The following is a 17,290-nucleotide window of genomic DNA, read 5'->3' as shown; positions in this document are numbered from 1 at the left end:
GGTTCGGCCGATAGGGTGCTTTGCAGCGACTCGCGAAGGTGCTAGTCTTTTCCCACGAGACCCGGAAAACCGGGCGCGCATGAGGCAGAACGGCGGGTTACCCGATGACAGAGATGGTGTATGGCACGCAGCCCGTCAGGGAAGGTGAGCCGATTTTTCCCAAATGGTGGCGGACCGTGGACAAGTGGTCGATGACCTGCATCCTGATCCTGTTCGCGATCGGTCTTCTTCTGGGGCTTGCCGCTTCGCCGCCGCTGGCGGCCAAGAACGGGTTCGAACCTTTCCACTATGTCATGCGGCAGGCGGTTTTCGGGGGGGCGGCGCTGACGGCGATGCTGATCACCTCGATGCTGAGCCCGCTTCTGGTGCGGCGTCTGGCCGTTCTGGGATTTCTCGTCGCCTTCGTGGCGCTACTCGGGGTGCCGTTCTTTGGCACCGATTTCGGCAAGGGCGCGATGCGCTGGTATTCGCTGGGATTTGCCTCGGTGCAGCCGTCTGAATTTCTCAAGCCCGGTTTCGTGGTCGTGGCGGCGTGGCTCATGGCCGCCAGTCAGGAAATCAACGGCCCGCCGGGGCGCATGTGGTCGTTCATGCTCGCGGTGACGATCGCGGTCATCCTCGTGATGCAGCCCGATTTCGGTCAGGCCTGCCTGATCCTGTTCGGCTGGGGCGTGATGTATTTCGTTGCCGGGGCACCGATGACACTTCTGGTCGGGATGGCCGGGGCGTCGATCTTCGGCGGGATGCTGGCCTATGACAAATCCGAACATTTCGCCCGGCGGATCGACGGTTTCCTGAGCCCGGATCTCGATCCGACGACGCAGCTTGGCTATGCCACCAACGCGATCCGCGAGGGCGGCTTTCTGGGTGTCGGTGTGGGCGAGGGGCAGGTGAAATGGTCGCTGCCCGATGCCCACACCGATTTCATCATCGCCGTCGCGGCAGAGGAATACGGCCTTGTGCTCGTCCTGTGCATCATCCTGCTCTATGCGTTGATTGTCGTGCGTTCGTTCGCCCGGCTGATGCGTGAACGAGATCCGTTCATCCGGCTGGCCGGCACGGGTCTGACGGCCATCTTTGGTGTGCAGGCGATGATCAACATGGGGGTCGCGGTGAGGCTTCTGCCGGCGAAGGGCATGACGTTGCCGTTCGTCAGCTATGGCGGCTCCTCCCTCATTGCGGGGGGGATTGCGCTGGGTATGCTTCTGGCGTTCACCCGAACGCGCCCGCAGGGCGAGATCAGGGATATCCTTCGGGGTCATCTGCGGTGATCGGTCTGGAACGCAAGACATGGACAGAGAAATGAAGGCACCCTTGTTAGTCATTGCGGCAGGCGGCACCGGGGGGCACATGTTCCCCGCGCAGGCACTGGCAGAGGCCATGCTGCGCAAGGGCTGGCGCGTGAAGCTGACCACCGATGCACGCGGCGCGCGCTATACCGGCGGCTTCCCGCATTCCGTCGAGATCGAGCGGATCGCCTCCGCCACCTTTGCCCGAGGCGGCGCGCTGGCCCGGCTCGCGGTGCCGTTCCGTATCGTGGGCGGTGTGCTGTCGGCTTTGCGAAGAATGCGCCGCGACCGGCCCGAGGTGGTCGTGGGCTTTGGAGGCTACCCGACGATCCCGGCGCTTGCGGCAGCCCGGATCTTGCGCCTGCCGCGCATGATCCATGAACAGAACGGCGTTCTGGGCCGGGTGAACCGGCATTTTGCGACCCGGGTCGATGCGGTCGCCTGCGGCACATGGCCCACGGACCTGCCCACGGGGGGGGAGGGCACACATGTCGGCAACCCGGTGCGCGGCGCGGTGATCGAACGGGCCGGCGCCCCCTATATCGCGCCCGGCGACTACCCCATGTCCATTCTGGTCATGGGCGGCAGTCAGGGCGCGCGCATCCTGTCCGACAAGGTGCCCGCCGCCATCGCCGCGTTGCCAGAGTGGGTGCGCGGCAATCTTCGGGTCAGCCATCAGGCACGGCAGGAAGACGAAGAGCGCGTGATTCGGTTTTACGCCGAGCATGGCATCACCGCCGACGTGCAGACGTTCTTTCACGATGTGCCCCGCCGGATGAGCGAGGCGCAGCTTGTCATTTCCCGCGCCGGCGCCTCTTCGGTCGCGGACATCAGCGTGATCGGACGGCCCTCGATTCTCATTCCATATGCCGTTGCGACGGGCGATCATCAAACCGCCAACGCACGCGGGCTGAGCGAGGCGGGAGCGGCCATCGTGATACCGGAAAGCCGGTTGACCGAAGAGGTGCTGACCGACCAGATCGGCGCGGTGCTCTGCAATCCCGATGGCGCATTGAAAATGGCGCAGGCGGCGCTTTCGGTCGGGCGGCCGGATGCCACGCAGGCGCTGGTCGCCATGGTGGAGCGTCTGGCCAGCGAAGAATGAAAGACAGGACATGAGCCCAGCAACCAAACTTCCCGACACCGTCGGCCCCATCCATTTCGTCGGCATCGGCGGCATCGGCATGTCGGGCATCGCCGAGGTGCTTCTGAACCACGGCTACACGGTGCAGGGGTCCGATCTGAAGGTCAGCAATCTGACCGCGCGGCTCGAAGAGCGTGGCGCGACCGTGTTCATCGGCCAGTCCGAAGAGAACCTCGAAGGGGCAACCGTGGTCGTGGTCTCCTCCGCGATCAAGCCCGGCAACCCGGAACTGGACGAGGCGCGTCGGCGCGGTTTGCCGGTGGTGCGCCGGGCGGAGATGCTGGCAGAGCTGATGCGGCTGAAATCCAATATCGCCGTGGCCGGGACCCACGGCAAGACGACCACCACGACGATGGTGGCGGCGCTGCTCGACCACGGGAAGTATGATCCCACGGTGATCAATGGCGGGATCATCCACGCCTATGGCTCCAACGCGCGGGTCGGCGATGGCGAGTGGATGGTGGTGGAGGCCGACGAAAGCGACGGCACCTTCACCCGGCTGCCCGCGACCATTGCCATCGTCACCAATATCGACCCCGAACATATGGAGCATTGGGGCAACTTCGACCGGCTGCGCGCCGGGTTTCAGGAATTCGTCTCCAACATCCCGTTCTACGGGCTGGCCGTCTGCTGCACCGACCACCCCGAAGTGCAGGCGCTGGTCGGCAGGGTGACGGATCGCCGAGTCGTGACTTTCGGCTTCAACGCGCAGGCCGACGTGCGCGCGGTGAACCTGCGCTATCAGGGCGGTGTGGCGCATTTCGACATTGCGCTTCAGGCCGAGGACACGATGATCGAAGGGTGCACCCTGCCGATGCCGGGCGATCACAATGTCTCCAACGCGCTGTCCGCGGTTGCGGTGGCGCGGCACCTTGGCATGTCGCGCAACGCGATCCGCGAGGCGCTGGCCGCCTTCGGCGGTGTGAACCGGCGCTTCACCAAGGTGGGCGAGGTCGACGGGGTGACGATCATCGACGACTACGGCCATCATCCCGTGGAAATCGCCGCCGTTCTGCGCGCGGCGCGTCAGGCCAGCGAGGGGCGGGTAATCGCCGTGCATCAGCCGCACCGCTACAGCCGCCTGTCGTCGCTCTTCGACGATTTCTGCGCCTGTTTCAACGACGCCGACGTGGTCGGCATTGCCGAGGTTTTTGGCGCTGGCGAAGTTCCGATACCGGGCGCAAGCCGCGATGATCTCGTGGCGGGGCTGATCGCCCACGGTCACCGCCATGTGCGCGCGATCGGCGATGAGGACGATCTGCTGCGTTTGGTGCGCGAGGAGGCACACCCCGGTGATATCGTGGTTTGTCTCGGTGCCGGCACAATCAGCGCATGGGCCAACGCGCTGCCCGGGCGGCTCCGAGAGTAGCGCCTGCCTCTGAAAGAGACACGCGAAGAAAACAGTTGCATCACGCCGGTGGCTGGGCTGTGCTCCGGGCAGCTTGAGGGGCAGGGCGATGGCGGAACATCTCAAACGTCGGATCGGGCTTGGGCTGCTCACGGCCTATGGCGTCGGGGTCATGGTGGGGGCCGGCATCTATGTGCTGGTCGGCGCCGTGGCCGGGGATGCCGGGATCTGGGCGCCGCTGTCGTTCCTTCTGGCCGGTGTGATCGCGGCGCCCACGGCGCTGAGCTATGCGGAGCTTTCCACCCGCTTTCCGGAGGCGGCGGGCGAGGCGGCCTATGTCGGTCAGGGGTTGAACTCGCAGGCGCTGGCGCTTCTGGTCGGGCTCGCCATCGTGATGGTGGGGGCGATTTCTGCTGCGGCGGTCCTGCGCGGCGGGGTCGGCTACCTCGCCGGGGTGATCGATGTGCCCTTCAACGTGGCGGTCATCGGTCTGGGGCTGGCACTTACGGCGGTCGCCGTGATTGGCGTCATGGAGAGTCTCGCGCTTGCGGCGGTGTTTACCGTGATCGAGGTGCTCGGTCTTGTGCTCGTGGTCTGGGCGGGCGGGCAGGCCGACCCTGTCGCCGACTGGCAGGCGCCTCCGACGATCATCTGGTCCGGGGTCGGGGCCGGGGCGGTACTCGCCTTCTTCGCCTTCATCGGGTTCGAGGATATTGTGAACATGGCCGAGGAGGTGGCGCATCCCGAACGTGTCCTGCCGCGCGCCATACTCATCTCGCTCATTCTGACCACGCTGATATACACCGCCGTCGCTGTCGCCGCCGTTCGTGCCGTGCCGCAGGGCGTGCTTGCAGCAAGCGAACAGCCCCTTGTTCTGGTCTGGCAGGCGGGGCAGGGCGGCAGCGGAAGGTTTCTGTCACTGGTGGCGGTTATCGCCGCGCTCAACGGTGTTCTGGCGCAGATCGTCATGGCCAGCCGGGTGTTGTTCGGCATCGGCAGGCGCAGCGCCGTTCTGTCCATGTTTCACCACGCCCATCCGCGTTTCGGCACGCCGGTTCTGGCAAGCCTTGTGATCGGCGGCGCGGTGATCTTCGGAGCGGTGGCCTTGCAGGTGGGCGTGCTGGCAGAGGTGACGTCCTCCATTCTTCTGGCGGTGTTCGTGCTGGTGAATATCGCGCTGATCGTGCTCAAGCGCCGCGACCCGGGCGCGCCTGCCTTTCGTGTGCCGATGGCAGTGCCGGTCGTCGGGGCCGTTCTGTCGGCGGGTGCGCTGGTCGCCAATTTTCAGGGAGGCCTTTCATGAATCTTTCGATCCTGCTCGCACTGGCGTGGCTGGTGCTGGTGAATCTGCGGGGCATGTTGCCAAGCCGTGACAACCACTGGCGCTTTGCCTACGGCATGATCGGGATCGGCCTGCCGATCCTGGCCTATGCGACTTGGGAAAACGGGCTCTGGACCGGGCTGCTGATACTGGTCGCGGCGATGAGCCTGCTGCGCTGGCCGCTGATCCGGCTGGGCCGGAAACTCAAGGCCGTTGTCGTCAAGCACGCCACGCGCCCATAGGCGCCGCGTCCGGATCCGGAGAGCGCGCGTCGTCGTGGCTTGCAGCCCGGGACGTGGCCCCCTATCACGGACGGCATGACCGAGATGCCTCATCCCCGCGGAAAACTCACCTCCGGCCGGCCGTTGTCCGACTTGACGTGGCTGCGGGTCGGCGGGCCTGCCGACTGGCTGTTTCAACCGGCCGATCACGAGGATCTGGCCGCCTTCCTGCGCGACCTTGACCCATCGGTTGCCGTTTTCACAATGGGCGTCGGCTCCAACCTGATCGTGCGCGACGGCGGGCTGCGCGCGGTGGTGATCCGCATGGGGCGCGGCTTCAACAGTATCACGATAGAGGGAGGCCGCGTTACCGCAGGGGCGGCCGCGCTCGACGCCCATGTGGCGCGCAAGGCCGCGCAGGCAGGGGTGGATCTGACATTCCTGCGCACGATCCCCGGCGCCATCGGCGGTGCAGTTCGGATGAACGCGGGATGCTATGGCACCTATGTGGCCGATGCCTTTGTCGAGGCGCAGGCCGTGACCCGTGGCGGCGAGACGGTCACCCTCCGCGCCGATGATCTGAATTTTCGCTACCGCCAGACCGATCTGCCGGAGGGGTGGGTGATCACGCAGGCCACCTTCGAGGGACGCACCGGCGATCCCGAAGACCTTGATCGCCGCATGGCCGACCAACTGGCCCGGCGCGATGCCACCCAACCCACGAAAGAGCGCAGCGCCGGTTCCACCTTTCGCAATCCGGCCGGATTTTCCTCCACCGGGCGCGATGACGACGTGCATGACCTGAAGGCGTGGAAGGTGATCGATGATGCGGGAATGCGCGGGGCCAGCCGTGGCGGCGCGCAGATGAGCGAGAAACATTCCAACTTCCTCATCAACAAGGGTGGCGCGACAGCGACCGATCTCGAAGGTCTTGGCGAAGAAGTGCGAAAAAAGGTTTTCCAGACAAGCGGAATAGAGCTAGAGTGGGAAATCATGCGTATCGGTGATCCGGGCTGATTTTTGCCGGGGTCGGACAGGCAACGATCCCCATCGGCGCATGAGGAAAACAACCGTCTGAAAGGCGGAACGGGGCAAACAGCCCAAGAGCAGAAAGGCGCGGATCGCGCCATATAATAAGGGGCCGAAACGGCCCGGATATTGAGGCACGGATGGGACTGTCGGGCAGGGCGAACCCGAAGGTTGCGGTATTGATGGGCGGCATTTCCGCGGAACGCGAGGTGTCGCTGTCCACGGGGCATGCCTGCGCCGCCGCCCTTCGAGACGCCGGATTTCTGAATGTAGTGGAACTCGATGCGGGCCGCGATGTCGCGCTGCGGCTGGCCGAGATCGCCCCCGATGTGGTGTTCAATGCCCTGCATGGCCGCTGGGGAGAGGACGGCTGCGTTCAGGGCGTTCTCGAATGGATGGCACTGCCCTATACGCATTCGGGCGTGCTGTCTTCTGCGCTGGCGATGGACAAGCAACGCAGCAAGGCCGCCTTTGCCGCCGCCGGGCTGCCGGTGGTCAAGAGCCGCCTCGCGTCCGCCGATGAGGTGCGCACACGCCATGTCATGGACCCCCCCTATGTGGTGAAGCCGCACAACGAAGGTTCTTCGGTCGGGGTCTATCTCGTGCATGAGGCCGCCAACGGCCCCCCGCAGCTTTCGGCGGACATGCCCGAGGTGGTGATGATCGAACGCTTCGCGCCGGGGCGCGAGCTGACCACCACGGTGATGGGGGACCGGGCGCTCACGGTCACCGACATCCTGACCGATGGCTGGTATGACTATGATGCCAAATACAAGCCCGGTGGCTCGCGCCATGTCGTTCCCGCCGAGATCCCGTCGGAAATTTTCGAAGCCTGCCTCGACTATGCCCTGCGCGCGCATGAGGCCCTTGGCTGCCGCGGCCTGAGCCGGACCGATTTCCGCTGGGACGAAACGCGCGGTCTCGACGGGCTGGTGCTTCTGGAAACCAATACCCAACCCGGCATGACCGCCACATCGCTGTCGCCCGAACAGGCGCAGGCCGTCGGCGTGTCGTTCCCCGACCTGTGTCGCTGGATGGTGGAGGACGCCTCGTGCAACAGGTGAGCCCTCCGCGTTCCGACCCCGCTCCCTCCCGCTGGGCCTACAGATTTCAGCGGCTTATGCTCACCCCGCTGTTCCGCTTTGCGCTTCGCGTGGCGGTGCCTTTTGCTCTTGCGTTCGGCGCTGCGGGGCTTTGGCTGTCGGATGCGGACCGGCGCGATCGTATCGTGCTGGCGATTGCCGATATCCGCACCTCGATCCAGAGCCGCCCCGAATTCATGGTCGATCTGATGGAGATCAATGGCGCCAGCCCGGATGTGTCCGGAACCATCCGCGAGATCGTTCCGATAGATTTTCCCCGCAGTTCCTTTGATCTCGATCTGGCGCAGATCCGCGAACAGGTGATGGCGCTTCCGGCGATTTCCGCCGCCTCGGTGCGTATCCGTCCGGGCGGCGTGTTGCGTGTCGATGTGACCGAACGTGTGCCGGTGATCCTGTGGCGCACCGCCGCGGGGCTGGATCTGGTCGATGTGGATGGCGTGGTCGTCGCCCGTGCGGCGGGCCGCTCCGCACATGGACCCTTGCCGATCATGGCGGGAAAGGGGGCTGCGGCGCATGTCGATGAGGCGTTGGCGCTCTTCTCGGCGGGTGAGCCATTGAGCGACCGGCTGCGCGGCCTGGAACGTATCGGAGAGCGGCGCTGGGACGTGGTGCTCGACCGGGGACAACGCATCCTGCTGCCCGAACGCGGCGCGGTTCAGGCGCTGGAACGTGTGATCGTGCTGGCCGAAGGTCAGGACATGCTCGACCGCGACCTCGTGATTGTGGACATGCGGCTGCCCGAGCGGCCAACCGTCCGCATCGCCGAGCGCGCGGTTCAGGACTGGTGGAAACTTCGCAAACTCTCGGCTCGGAGCAATGACTTATGAATGGACTTTACGATAGCCAGCGAGCGATGCGCAACATGCGCAAGGCGGCGATGCAGCGCGGTGTGGTGGCGGTTCTGGATGTCGGCAGTTCCAAGATTGCCTGCCTTGTCCTGCGCTTCGACGGAACCGACAAACTCGCCGCGATGGACGGGGTCGGCCCGATGGCGGGCCAAACGGGGTTTCGCGTGATCGGGGCCGCCACGACCCGTTCGCGCGGCGTCCGTTTCGGCGAAATCAGCGCCATGCAGGAGACAGAGCGCGCCATCCGCACAGCGGTCCAGGCCGCCCAGAAGATGGCGCAGATCCGGGTCGATCACGTCATCGCCTGTTTCTCGGGGGCGGAGCCACGCTCCTACGGGCTGGACGGGGCAATCGACCTTGAAGGACATGTTGTCACCGAACAGGATGTGGCGCGCGCACTGGCCGCCTGCGACCTGCCCGACTATGGCGAAGGACGCGAGGTCGTGCATGCTCAGCCGGTGAATTTCGCGCTCGATCACCGTTCCGGACTTGGCGATCCGCGCGGTCAGATGGGGCAGCAACTGACCTGCGACATGCATATGCTGACGGTGGATGCGGCGGCCGTGGAAAACCTCCTGCACTGTGTGAAGCGATGCGATCTGGAACTGGCGGGGATCGCCTCTTCGTCCTATGTCTCGGGGCTGTCCGCACTGGTCGAGGACGAACAGGAACTGGGCGCGGCCTGCATCGACATGGGGGGCGGCGCGACCGGTCTGTCCATCTTCATGAAGAAGCACATGATCTATGCCGACGCGGTGCGCATGGGCGGTGAACACGTCACCGGCGACATCTCGATGGGTCTTCAAGTGCCCACAGCCACGGCCGAGCGTATAAAGACCTTCTACGGCGGGGTCGTGGCCACGGGCATGGACGACCGCGAGATGATTGAGCTTGAAGGCGACACCGGCGACTGGGAGCACGACCGCCGCACGGTGTCGCGCGCCGAACTCATCGGCATCATGCGCCCCAGGGTCGAAGAGATCCTCGAAGAGGTGCGCGCCCGTCTGGACGCAGCGGGTTTCGAATACCTGCCCAGCCAGCAGATCGTTCTCACCGGCGGCGGCAGCCAGATCCCCGGCCTTGACGGCCTTGCCTCCCGCATCCTCGGTCAACAGGTGCGCCTTGGACGGCCCATGCGCGTTCACGGCCTGCCGCAGGCGGCGACTGGTCCGGGGTTCGCCTCTGCCGTGGGTATGTGCCTTTTCGCAACCCATCCACAGGATGAATGGTGGGATTTCGACCTGCCGGTCGAACGCTACCCCGTCCGTTCCCTGCGCCGCGCCGTGCGTTGGTTTCGCGACAACTGGTAGGGCGCAGAGCTTTCGCAAGGCAGCGGGTAAAACACCCTGCCAAAAGGGATTTTCGGGGTGACGGCGTGGGTGAAACGCGATACGATAAGATCAACCGCCAGAACAAGGCGGATAGATATATGGGCCGAGCAGAGGCCACCGACATTCTGAAACGCAAAATGACTCGCCTGATATTCGGGCGGGGTGTTTTCGCGTGTTGTGTTGACGGCAGTCAAAGCCGCAAGATGTGCCCATATCGGCAAAATACCGCGTGTCGTGATCGATTTATGGCCATATTTCGCGTCAATTTGTGCTTTTTTGGATGACGATTCCCGCTGTCATCGTTAGGATCGTCCCAGAGTAGGCAGAAAAACACCCGTGAAGACGGGTTCAGGCAGCAGGCGGACAGCTCAATGACATTAAATCTCATGATGCCCGGTCAGGAAGACTTGAAACCCCGTATCACCGTTTTTGGTGTCGGCGGAGCCGGTGGCAACGCGGTCAACAACATGATCGCCAAAGAGCTTACGGGCGTGGAGTTCGTGGTCGCCAACACCGATGCGCAGGCCCTTGCCCAGAGTAACGCGGAACACCGTGTGCAGCTTGGCGTGAAGGTCACGGAAGGACTCGGCGCAGGGGCCCGACCCAGCGTGGGGTCCGCCGCGGCCGAGGAGAGCATCGAACAGATCGTCGATCACCTTGCGGGCGCGCATATGTGTTTCATCACCGCCGGCATGGGCGGCGGCACCGGCACCGGCGCCGCGCCGATCATCGCGCAGGCGGCGCGCGAGCTGGGTGTGCTCACCGTGGGTGTTGTCACCAAACCGTTCCAGTTCGAAGGCGCCAAGCGTATGCGTCAGGCCGAAGACGGTGTGGAGAGCCTGCAACGGGTGGTCGATACGCTGATCATCATTCCCAACCAGAACCTGTTCCGTCTCGCCAACGAGAAGACCACCTTCACCGAGGCGTTTTCGATGGCCGACGACGTGCTCTATCAGGGCGTGAAGGGGGTGACCGATTTGATGGTCCGCCCGGGCCTGATCAACCTCGACTTTGCCGACGTGCGCGCGGTCATGGACGAGATGGGCAAGGCGATGATGGGCACCGGAGAGGCCGAAGGCGAAGATCGCGCCATCCAGGCCGCCGAGAAGGCGATCGCCAACCCGCTGCTCGACGAAATCAGCCTGCGGGGCGCGCGCGGTGTGCTGATCAACATCACTGGCGGGCACGACCTGACCCTGTTTGAACTGGACGAGGCCGCCAACCGCATCCGCGAGGAAGTGGACGCCGATGCCAACATCATTGTCGGCTCGACCCTCGACATTGAAATGGAAGGCGCGATGCGCGTCAGCGTCGTGGCCACCGGCATCGATGTCTCCGACGTGAGCAGCGACATCCCGGTGCCGCGCCGCAAACTGTCCGAGCCACTCAAGCAGCAGGTCAATGTTGAAACCCCGGCCGTGGCGCTCGCCGATGCCGAGGAAGACCCTGCGCCCGCCAACGAAATCGCCGCGCGCGAGGCCGGTGAGCCGTCGCTTTTCAGTGATCTCGACACACAGCGCGCCGCCGCCGAGGATCAGATGGAAGACATCTTCGAGGACTCGCCATCACAAGCCGCGCAGTATGTCGAGAATGACGACGGTCTGCCGCCACCGGCCTATCAGCCGCAGGTGGCCCGGTTCGAGCCGCAGCAGGACGCCTATGGCGACTACGAGGAAGACGCGGCCGAGAGCTTTGTCGCCCCCCGCCCGCCAGCCCCCGGCACCCCCTCACCTGAAGCCATGCAACGCTTGCGCACGGCCGTCGGCAAGGCGCCGGGCCAGTCCTCCTCGCAGCAGCCGCAACAACGCCCCGCCTCCACCCAGCCCGAGCAGGCGGGAGCAGAGGAAAAGTCGCGCTTCGGGATCAACTCCCTGATCAACCGCATGACGGGTCAAGGTCAGGAACAGCCCGAGCGCGCCGCGCGCCCCGCCCGCCAGCAGCCCAGCATGCAGGCGACCCAGCAGCGGCAAGAAGATGACGCCGATGAGGAACGCATCGAAATTCCCGCTTTCCTGCGCCGTCAGGCGAACTGATTCGGCAAAAATAGACGACGCAAAAGACCGCCCCTTCCGGGCGGTCTTTTTACTTTTAAATCAAAGACCTATTTCTGATCTGGCAATCTTCCGCGCATCTTCGGAAATGATGTTTCATATCGTTACAAAGAGTGAATTGAGAATACCTGCCTCTACATTTACAAACGCTCAACAATCTTGCCCCCGGCAAAAGGAGGGCATGCATGAGGAAGGGCGACGCGTGCAGAACACTGTCAACTCCATACTCCGCTTTCGCGGAACCGGGCTTCACAGTGGCCGGTCGATCTCGATGGAAATTCGCCCTGCGTCCGCGAATTTCGGCATCTGGTTCCGCCGCCGCGACATCCTGATTGGCGACGCCATGATTCCGGCGCGCTGGGACATGGCCGAACAATCACCGCTCTGCACGCGCATCGTGAACCATGCGGGTGTGTCGGTCTCCACGATCGAACATGTCATGGCGGCCCTTGCGGGGTGCGGCGTTCATAATGCGTTGATCGAGATCGACGGACCCGAGGTGCCGATCCTCGACGGAAGTTCCGCCGAGTTCGTGCGGGCCATTCTGGCTGGCGGGCTTCAATCCATCCACGCGCCACTTCACGTTTTCGAAGTGCTCCGCCCGATCGAGGTCGTGCGCGGTGATGCGCGCGCCAGTCTCGTCCCGTCGAAGCGGTTTCATATCGACTTCGAAATCGACTTCGATGACGCGGCCATTGGCGTTCAACGCAAGGCACTTACGCTGTCGAATGGCACCTTCGTTCGCGAATTGTGTGACAGCCGGACGTTCTGCCGCAAGGCCGATGTGGAGTCCATGCACGCTCAGGGTCTTGCCCTCGGGGGAACATTGGAAAATGCCGTCGTCGTGGACGGCGCCAGCGTGTTGAATCCGGGCGGTCTGCGTCACACCGACGAAGCGGTGCGCCACAAGATGCTCGATGCGGTGGGCGATCTTGCGCTGGCCGGGGCGCCGATTATGGGGGCATACACCGGAATCCGTGCCGGCCACGCGACGACGAATGCGCTTCTGCGTGCTCTCTTTACCACACCCGGTGCGGTTCGGCTGATCGAATGCGCCCCTGAGATGCTGGCGCATCTGCCGGGCAGAGGGGTTCATGCCAGCGAAATCCCCGCTGTCGCCTGAAGCTCACGCGAAAACACGCCAAAGACGTTTTGCACCGGAATTTTCTGTGCTAAGCGAGGTGGCAAGCGCGGGTGGCGTGGGCCGCCGAACTGGTCAGGTCGTCCGCCCGGGGGGAAACGAAGAGGTTGAGCGCATGACAGGCGGCAGGTTCCGGGCGAAATGGATCGGTGCATTCGGTGTGTGCCTGCTGATTGCGGCTTGCGGCACCTCGACGGCCGAGAAGGCGGGACGCGGCGACATCGCGATGGAGCAGTTCACTGCCGAACAGATCTTCGAACGCGGTGAGTATGAACTTGAGCGCAACCGCAATGAGGATGCCGCACGCTTCTTCGGCGAGGTGGAGCGTCTCTATCCCTATTCCGAATGGGCCAAGCGGTCGCTGATCATGCAGGCCTATGCCTTCCACCGGGCCGAGGACTACGAGAATTCCCGTGCCGCCGCGGATCGCTACATTCAGTTTTATCCCGCCGATGACGATGCCGCCTACGCACAGTATCTTCTGGCGCTGAGCTATTATGACCAGATTGACGAGGTCGGCCGCGATCAGGGTCTGACCTTCCAGGCACTTCAATCCCTGCGCAAGGTGATCGAAACCTATCCCGACAGCGAATACGCCCGCTCCGCGATTCTGAAGTTCGATCTGGCCTATGACCATCTGGCCGGCAAGGAGATGGAGGTTGGCCGCTACTATCTCAAGCGCGACCATTTTGCCGCCGCCAGCAATCGGTTCCGTGTCGTGGTCGAAGATTTTCAGACCACCACCCATGTGGCCGAGGCACTGCACCGGCTGGTCGAATCCTATCTCGCGCTTGGGCTGACCGACGAGGCGCAGACCGCCGCCGCGATCCTTGGGCATAACTTCCGGTCGACCGAGTTCTACGAGGACAGCTACAGGCTCCTGACGGGCCGGGGGCTGAAGCCACAGCCATTGGGCGACAACTGGCTCACGGCCATCTACCGTCAGACGGTCAAGGGGGAATGGCTCTGATCACTCACAGGGGCATGGCGGGCTGATCCCCGCATGGGGTTTTTCGGATGCTGCGCACATTAGAGATCCGCGACATGCTGATCATCGACCGGCTGGAGCTTGATTTCCGGCCCGGTCTGAATGTGCTCACCGGCGAAACCGGGGCGGGCAAATCGATTCTTCTCGATTCTCTGGGCTTCGTTCTGGGCTGGCGCGGGCGTGCCGAACTGGTGCGCAGCGGGGCCGATCAGGGCGAGGTGGTGGCGGAATTCGCGCTGACCCCCGATCACCCGGCGCAAGCGGTCCTGCAAGAGGCCGGTCTGCCAACCGGGCCGGAACTGATCCTGCGCCGCGTCAACCGCAGCGACGGGCGCAAGACGGCGTGGGTCAACGACCGCCGCTGCACCGGCGAGGTGCTGCGCGCCCTGTCCGACACGCTCATAGAGCTGCACGGGCAGCACGACGACCGCGGCCTTCTCAACGCGCGCGGGCACCGCGATCTTCTTGATGACTTCGCGGGGCTGGGGGATCTGCGGGCCGAGGTCCGCACGGCCTGGGCCGCTCAGGGCCGCGCCCGCAAGGCGCTTCAGGCAGCGCAGGACGCTCTGGCCGAGGTGCAGGCCGAAGAGGAATACCTGCGCCACGCGGTGAAAGAGCTTGACGCGCTGGACCCGCAACCGGGCGAGGAGGCAGAGCTTGATACCCGCCGCCGCCTGATGCAGGGGGCCGAAAAGGTGCGCGAGGATGTCTCCCGCGCCCATGCCGCGCTGGGGCACGACGGGGCCGAGGGCGCAATGGGCGACGCGCTTCGCTGGCTCGAAGGAGCCGAGGAGGCCGCCGGTGGACATCTGGAAAGCCCGATCGCCGCCCTGTCGCGCGCCATGGCGGAACTGGGCGAGGCTGCCGACGGCGTGATGCGCGCACTCGAGGCGCTGGATTTCAACCCGCTGGAGCTTGAGCAGATTGAGGAACGCCTCTTTGCCATCCGGGCGCTGGCGCGCAAGCACGGGGTCGTGCCCGACGATCTGGGCGGCTTTGCCGCCGACCTGCGCGGAAAACTCGATGCGCTGGAGGCCGGGGCCGGCAATATCGACGCCCTGCGCAGCGCCCTGAAAGAGGCCGAGGCCACCTATGACGCGGCCGCCGACAGGCTGAGCGCAGCCCGCGCAGAGGCGGCCGTCCGGCTCGACGCGGCGGTGACCGGAGAGCTTGCCCCCCTGAAGATGGAGCGGGCTGTCTTCGAGACCCGGATCGTTCCCGCCGATCCCGGCCCCGACGGGCGCGACGCGGTGGATTTCACCGTCGCCACCAACCCCGGCGCGCCCTCCGGTCCGCTGGCGCGCATCGCCTCGGGCGGGGAGCTGAGCCGCTTTCTGCTCGCGCTCAAGGTCTGTCTGAGCCACGGCAATACCGGCGTCACCATGATTTTCGACGAGATTGACCGCGGTGTCGGCGGCGCAACGGCGGATGCCGTGGGCCGCCGCCTCAAGGCGCTGGCCGAGGGGGGGCAGGTGCTCGTCGTCACCCATTCTCCGCAGGTCGCGGCACTCGGCGCGCATCACTGGCAGGTGGTGAAACAGGTGCAGGATGGCCAGACGCTATCTCAGGTGGTGCCGCTCGATCCCGGCGCGCGCGTGGACGAGATCGCGCGGATGCTGGCGGGCGATACCGTCACCGATGAGGCGCGCGGCGCGGCGCGGGTGTTGCTGGACAGTTGAAAACGGGCCTTCCGGTCTTGCCGTGATACGGTTTTGGCGGTTGGGGCTTGGGTTCGGGGCGCGGCTGGCCTAATGCTGGACTACGCGACACGAGATATGCAGGCCAATGTCGAACCCGATCCTGTCCTTTCTTGCCGAAAGCCTGAAACAGGCGGGGCGCACCTGCCGGGGCGGATGGCATATCCTGCTGGACCGGGGGCCGAGCCAGATCCAGTTCTGGTTCATCGCGCTTGGCATCGGGATTGCCGCCGGCTTTGCCGCGTTGTTCTTCCGCAAGGGGATCGAGGCGCTGCAAGCGGCGCTCTACGGCACCGACAATATCAACCGGCTGCACAGCTTCGCCGAAACGCTGCCGTGGTACTGGATTCTCGGCATCCCCATAGCCGGGGGGCTGGTCGTGGGACTGATCCTCGATCGCTACACACCCGGTGGGCGCGTGCGCGCCGTGTCCGACGTGATCGAGGGCGCGGCGCTTCATGACGGCCGGGTCGAGATGCGCGCCGGGATCGCCTCCGCCGTGTCCTCGCTGATCACGCTGAGTTCCGGCGGCTCCACCGGGCGCGAGGGGCCGGTGGTGCATATGGCCGCCGTCATTTCCACATGGGTGAGCGAGCGTATCCGCGCCAGCGGGTTGACCGGGCGCGACCTTCTGGGCTGCGCGGTGGCGGCGGCGGTCTCGGCCAGCTTCAACGCCCCCATCGCCGGGGCGCTCTTCGCGCTGGAGGTGGTGCTGCGGCATTTCGCGGTCCACGCCTTTGCGCCCATCGTGATCGCAAGCGTCGCGGGAACCGTCATCAACCGTCTGGAATTCGGTGGCGTCACCGAGTTTCGTCTGCCCGACAGTTCGGTGTTCCAGTTCTACCAGGAGCTTCCCGCCTTCCTGCTTCTGGGCGGTATCTGCGGTTTTGTCGCGGTGGCGCTGATGTGGACGATCTTCTGGTCCGAGGACATGGCCTCCCAGATACAGGACCACACCGGCATGCCGCGCTGGCTGCGGCCCGCTGTCTCCGGTGCGATGCTGGGCGGGCTGGCGATCTGGTTTCCGCATATCATCGGCGTGGGCTATGAAACCACCTCCGCCGCCCTGACCGGAGAGCTTGTGCTGCATGAGGCGATCGTGTTCTGCATCCTGAAGGTGATCGCGGTGTCGATTACGATGGCCGGGCGCATGGGCGGCGGGGTCTTCTCGCCCGCCCTGATGATCGGTGCGCTCACCGGGCTGGCCTTCGGGCTGATCGCGACGCCTCTGTTTCCCAATGTCTCGGGCTCGCACACGCTCTATGCGCTGGCGGGCATGGGGGCGGTGGCGGCGGCGGTTCTGGGCGCGCCCATCTCCACCACGCTGATCGTGTTCGAACTGACCGGTGACTGGCAGACCGGGCTTGCCGTGATGGTTAGCGTCTCGATTTCCACCGCGCTCAGCTCGCGGCTCGTGCATCAGTCGTTCTTTCTCACGCAGTTGGAACGACGCGGCGTGCATGTGGCGGCGGGCCCGCAAGCGTATCTTCTGGCGATGTTTCAGGTCAAACGCGTGATGCGCCCGATGGATGATGAGCGCGCCGCGCCCGAAGACCACTGCCAGAAGTTGATAGAGGAGGGCCTCTATATCGACGCCAACGCCACGCTGGAGGCCGCCCTGCCGGTGTTCGAACGCTCTGGCCTGACCTTCCTGCCGGTGGTCACTCAAACCGGCGAGGGGCAGGCGCCGGAACTGCGCGGCGCGCTCTTTCACGTCGACGCGCTCAGGGCCTACAACAAGGCGCTCGCCGCCACGGCGGCAGAGGAGCATTCATAGGG

14 protein-coding genes are annotated in these 17,290 nt (G+C 64.9%); all 14 read left to right on the top strand.

The features are described 5' to 3' along the window. Positions 1–104: 104 nt before the first annotated feature. The 14 genes from ftsW to BMW66_RS04900 all read left to right on the top strand — a co-directional run bounded on the left by ftsW (position 105) and on the right by BMW66_RS04900 (position 17,288). Positions 105–1,271 (top strand): putative lipid II flippase FtsW, encoded by a 1,167-nt coding sequence (gene ftsW / locus BMW66_RS04965; RefSeq protein ID WP_093116061.1) that lies wholly within the window; start codon positions 105–107, stop codon positions 1,269–1,271. A 31-nt stretch (positions 1,272–1,302) separates the two neighbouring features. Next, on the top strand, positions 1,303–2,394 hold the full coding sequence (locus BMW66_RS04960) for a UDP-N-acetylglucosamine--N-acetylmuramyl-(pentapeptide) pyrophosphoryl-undecaprenol N-acetylglucosamine transferase (protein WP_093116059.1): 1,092 nt from the start codon (positions 1,303–1,305) through the stop codon (positions 2,392–2,394). Between the two features lie 10 nt (positions 2,395–2,404). Then, the gene (gene murC / locus BMW66_RS04955) at positions 2,405–3,802 is read left to right on the top strand and encodes a UDP-N-acetylmuramate--L-alanine ligase (protein ID WP_093116057.1); all 1,398 of its coding nucleotides are present in this window, start codon (positions 2,405–2,407) and stop codon (positions 3,800–3,802) included. A gap of 88 nt (positions 3,803–3,890) precedes the next feature. Then, positions 3,891–5,084 (top strand): APC family permease, encoded by a 1,194-nt coding sequence (locus BMW66_RS04950; RefSeq protein ID WP_093116055.1) that lies wholly within the window; start codon positions 3,891–3,893, stop codon positions 5,082–5,084. Further along, the gene (locus BMW66_RS04945) at positions 5,081–5,344 is read left to right on the top strand and encodes a DUF2484 family protein (protein WP_093116053.1); all 264 of its coding nucleotides are present in this window, start codon (positions 5,081–5,083) and stop codon (positions 5,342–5,344) included. The genes BMW66_RS04950 and BMW66_RS04945 overlap by 4 nt, the downstream gene beginning before the upstream one ends. A 75-nt stretch (positions 5,345–5,419) precedes the next feature. After that, the gene (murB, locus tag BMW66_RS04940; protein ID WP_093116051.1) at positions 5,420–6,340 is read left to right on the top strand and encodes a UDP-N-acetylmuramate dehydrogenase; all 921 of its coding nucleotides are present in this window, start codon (positions 5,420–5,422) and stop codon (positions 6,338–6,340) included. A 194-nt stretch (positions 6,341–6,534) separates the two neighbouring features. After that, the gene (locus BMW66_RS04935) at positions 6,535–7,416 is read left to right on the top strand and encodes a D-alanine--D-alanine ligase (RefSeq protein ID WP_425441307.1); all 882 of its coding nucleotides are present in this window, start codon (positions 6,535–6,537) and stop codon (positions 7,414–7,416) included. A gap of 56 nt (positions 7,417–7,472) precedes the next feature. Continuing rightward, entirely contained in the window at positions 7,473–8,282 is an 810-nt protein-coding gene (locus tag BMW66_RS04930; RefSeq protein ID WP_093116047.1) for a cell division protein FtsQ/DivIB, read from the top strand. Further along, positions 8,279–9,613, top strand: a complete 1,335-nt coding sequence (gene ftsA / locus BMW66_RS04925; protein ID WP_093116045.1) for a cell division protein FtsA — start codon at positions 8,279–8,281, stop codon at positions 9,611–9,613. The genes BMW66_RS04930 and ftsA overlap by 4 nt, the downstream gene beginning before the upstream one ends. A gap of 392 nt (positions 9,614–10,005) precedes the next feature. Beyond that, on the top strand, positions 10,006–11,667 hold the full coding sequence (ftsZ, locus tag BMW66_RS04920; RefSeq protein ID WP_245729363.1) for a cell division protein FtsZ: 1,662 nt from the start codon (positions 10,006–10,008) through the stop codon (positions 11,665–11,667). A 220-nt stretch (positions 11,668–11,887) separates the two neighbouring features. Continuing rightward, positions 11,888–12,808, top strand: coding sequence for a UDP-3-O-acyl-N-acetylglucosamine deacetylase (gene lpxC / locus BMW66_RS04915; RefSeq protein ID WP_093116380.1), 921 nt, complete (start codon positions 11,888–11,890; stop codon positions 12,806–12,808). Positions 12,809–12,941: 133 nt separating this feature from the next. Next, the gene (locus BMW66_RS04910; RefSeq protein ID WP_093116043.1) at positions 12,942–13,796 is read left to right on the top strand and encodes an outer membrane protein assembly factor BamD; all 855 of its coding nucleotides are present in this window, start codon (positions 12,942–12,944) and stop codon (positions 13,794–13,796) included. 47 nt (positions 13,797–13,843) lie between these two features. Next, entirely contained in the window at positions 13,844–15,493 is a 1,650-nt protein-coding gene (gene recN, locus BMW66_RS04905) for a DNA repair protein RecN (RefSeq protein WP_093116041.1), read from the top strand. A gap of 106 nt (positions 15,494–15,599) precedes the next feature. Beyond that, complete coding sequence (locus tag BMW66_RS04900; protein WP_093116039.1) at positions 15,600–17,288, top strand: chloride channel protein; 1,689 nt, start codon at positions 15,600–15,602, stop codon at positions 17,286–17,288. The last annotated feature ends 2 nt before the right edge of the window (positions 17,289–17,290 follow it).

Origin of the sequence: Salinihabitans flavidus, assembly GCF_900110425.1 — a bacterium.
Classification (GTDB): domain Bacteria; phylum Pseudomonadota; class Alphaproteobacteria; order Rhodobacterales; family Rhodobacteraceae; genus Salinihabitans; species Salinihabitans flavidus.
The sequence above is the reverse complement of the archived record's forward strand: the minus strand, read 5'-3'. Positions and strand labels throughout refer to the sequence as shown.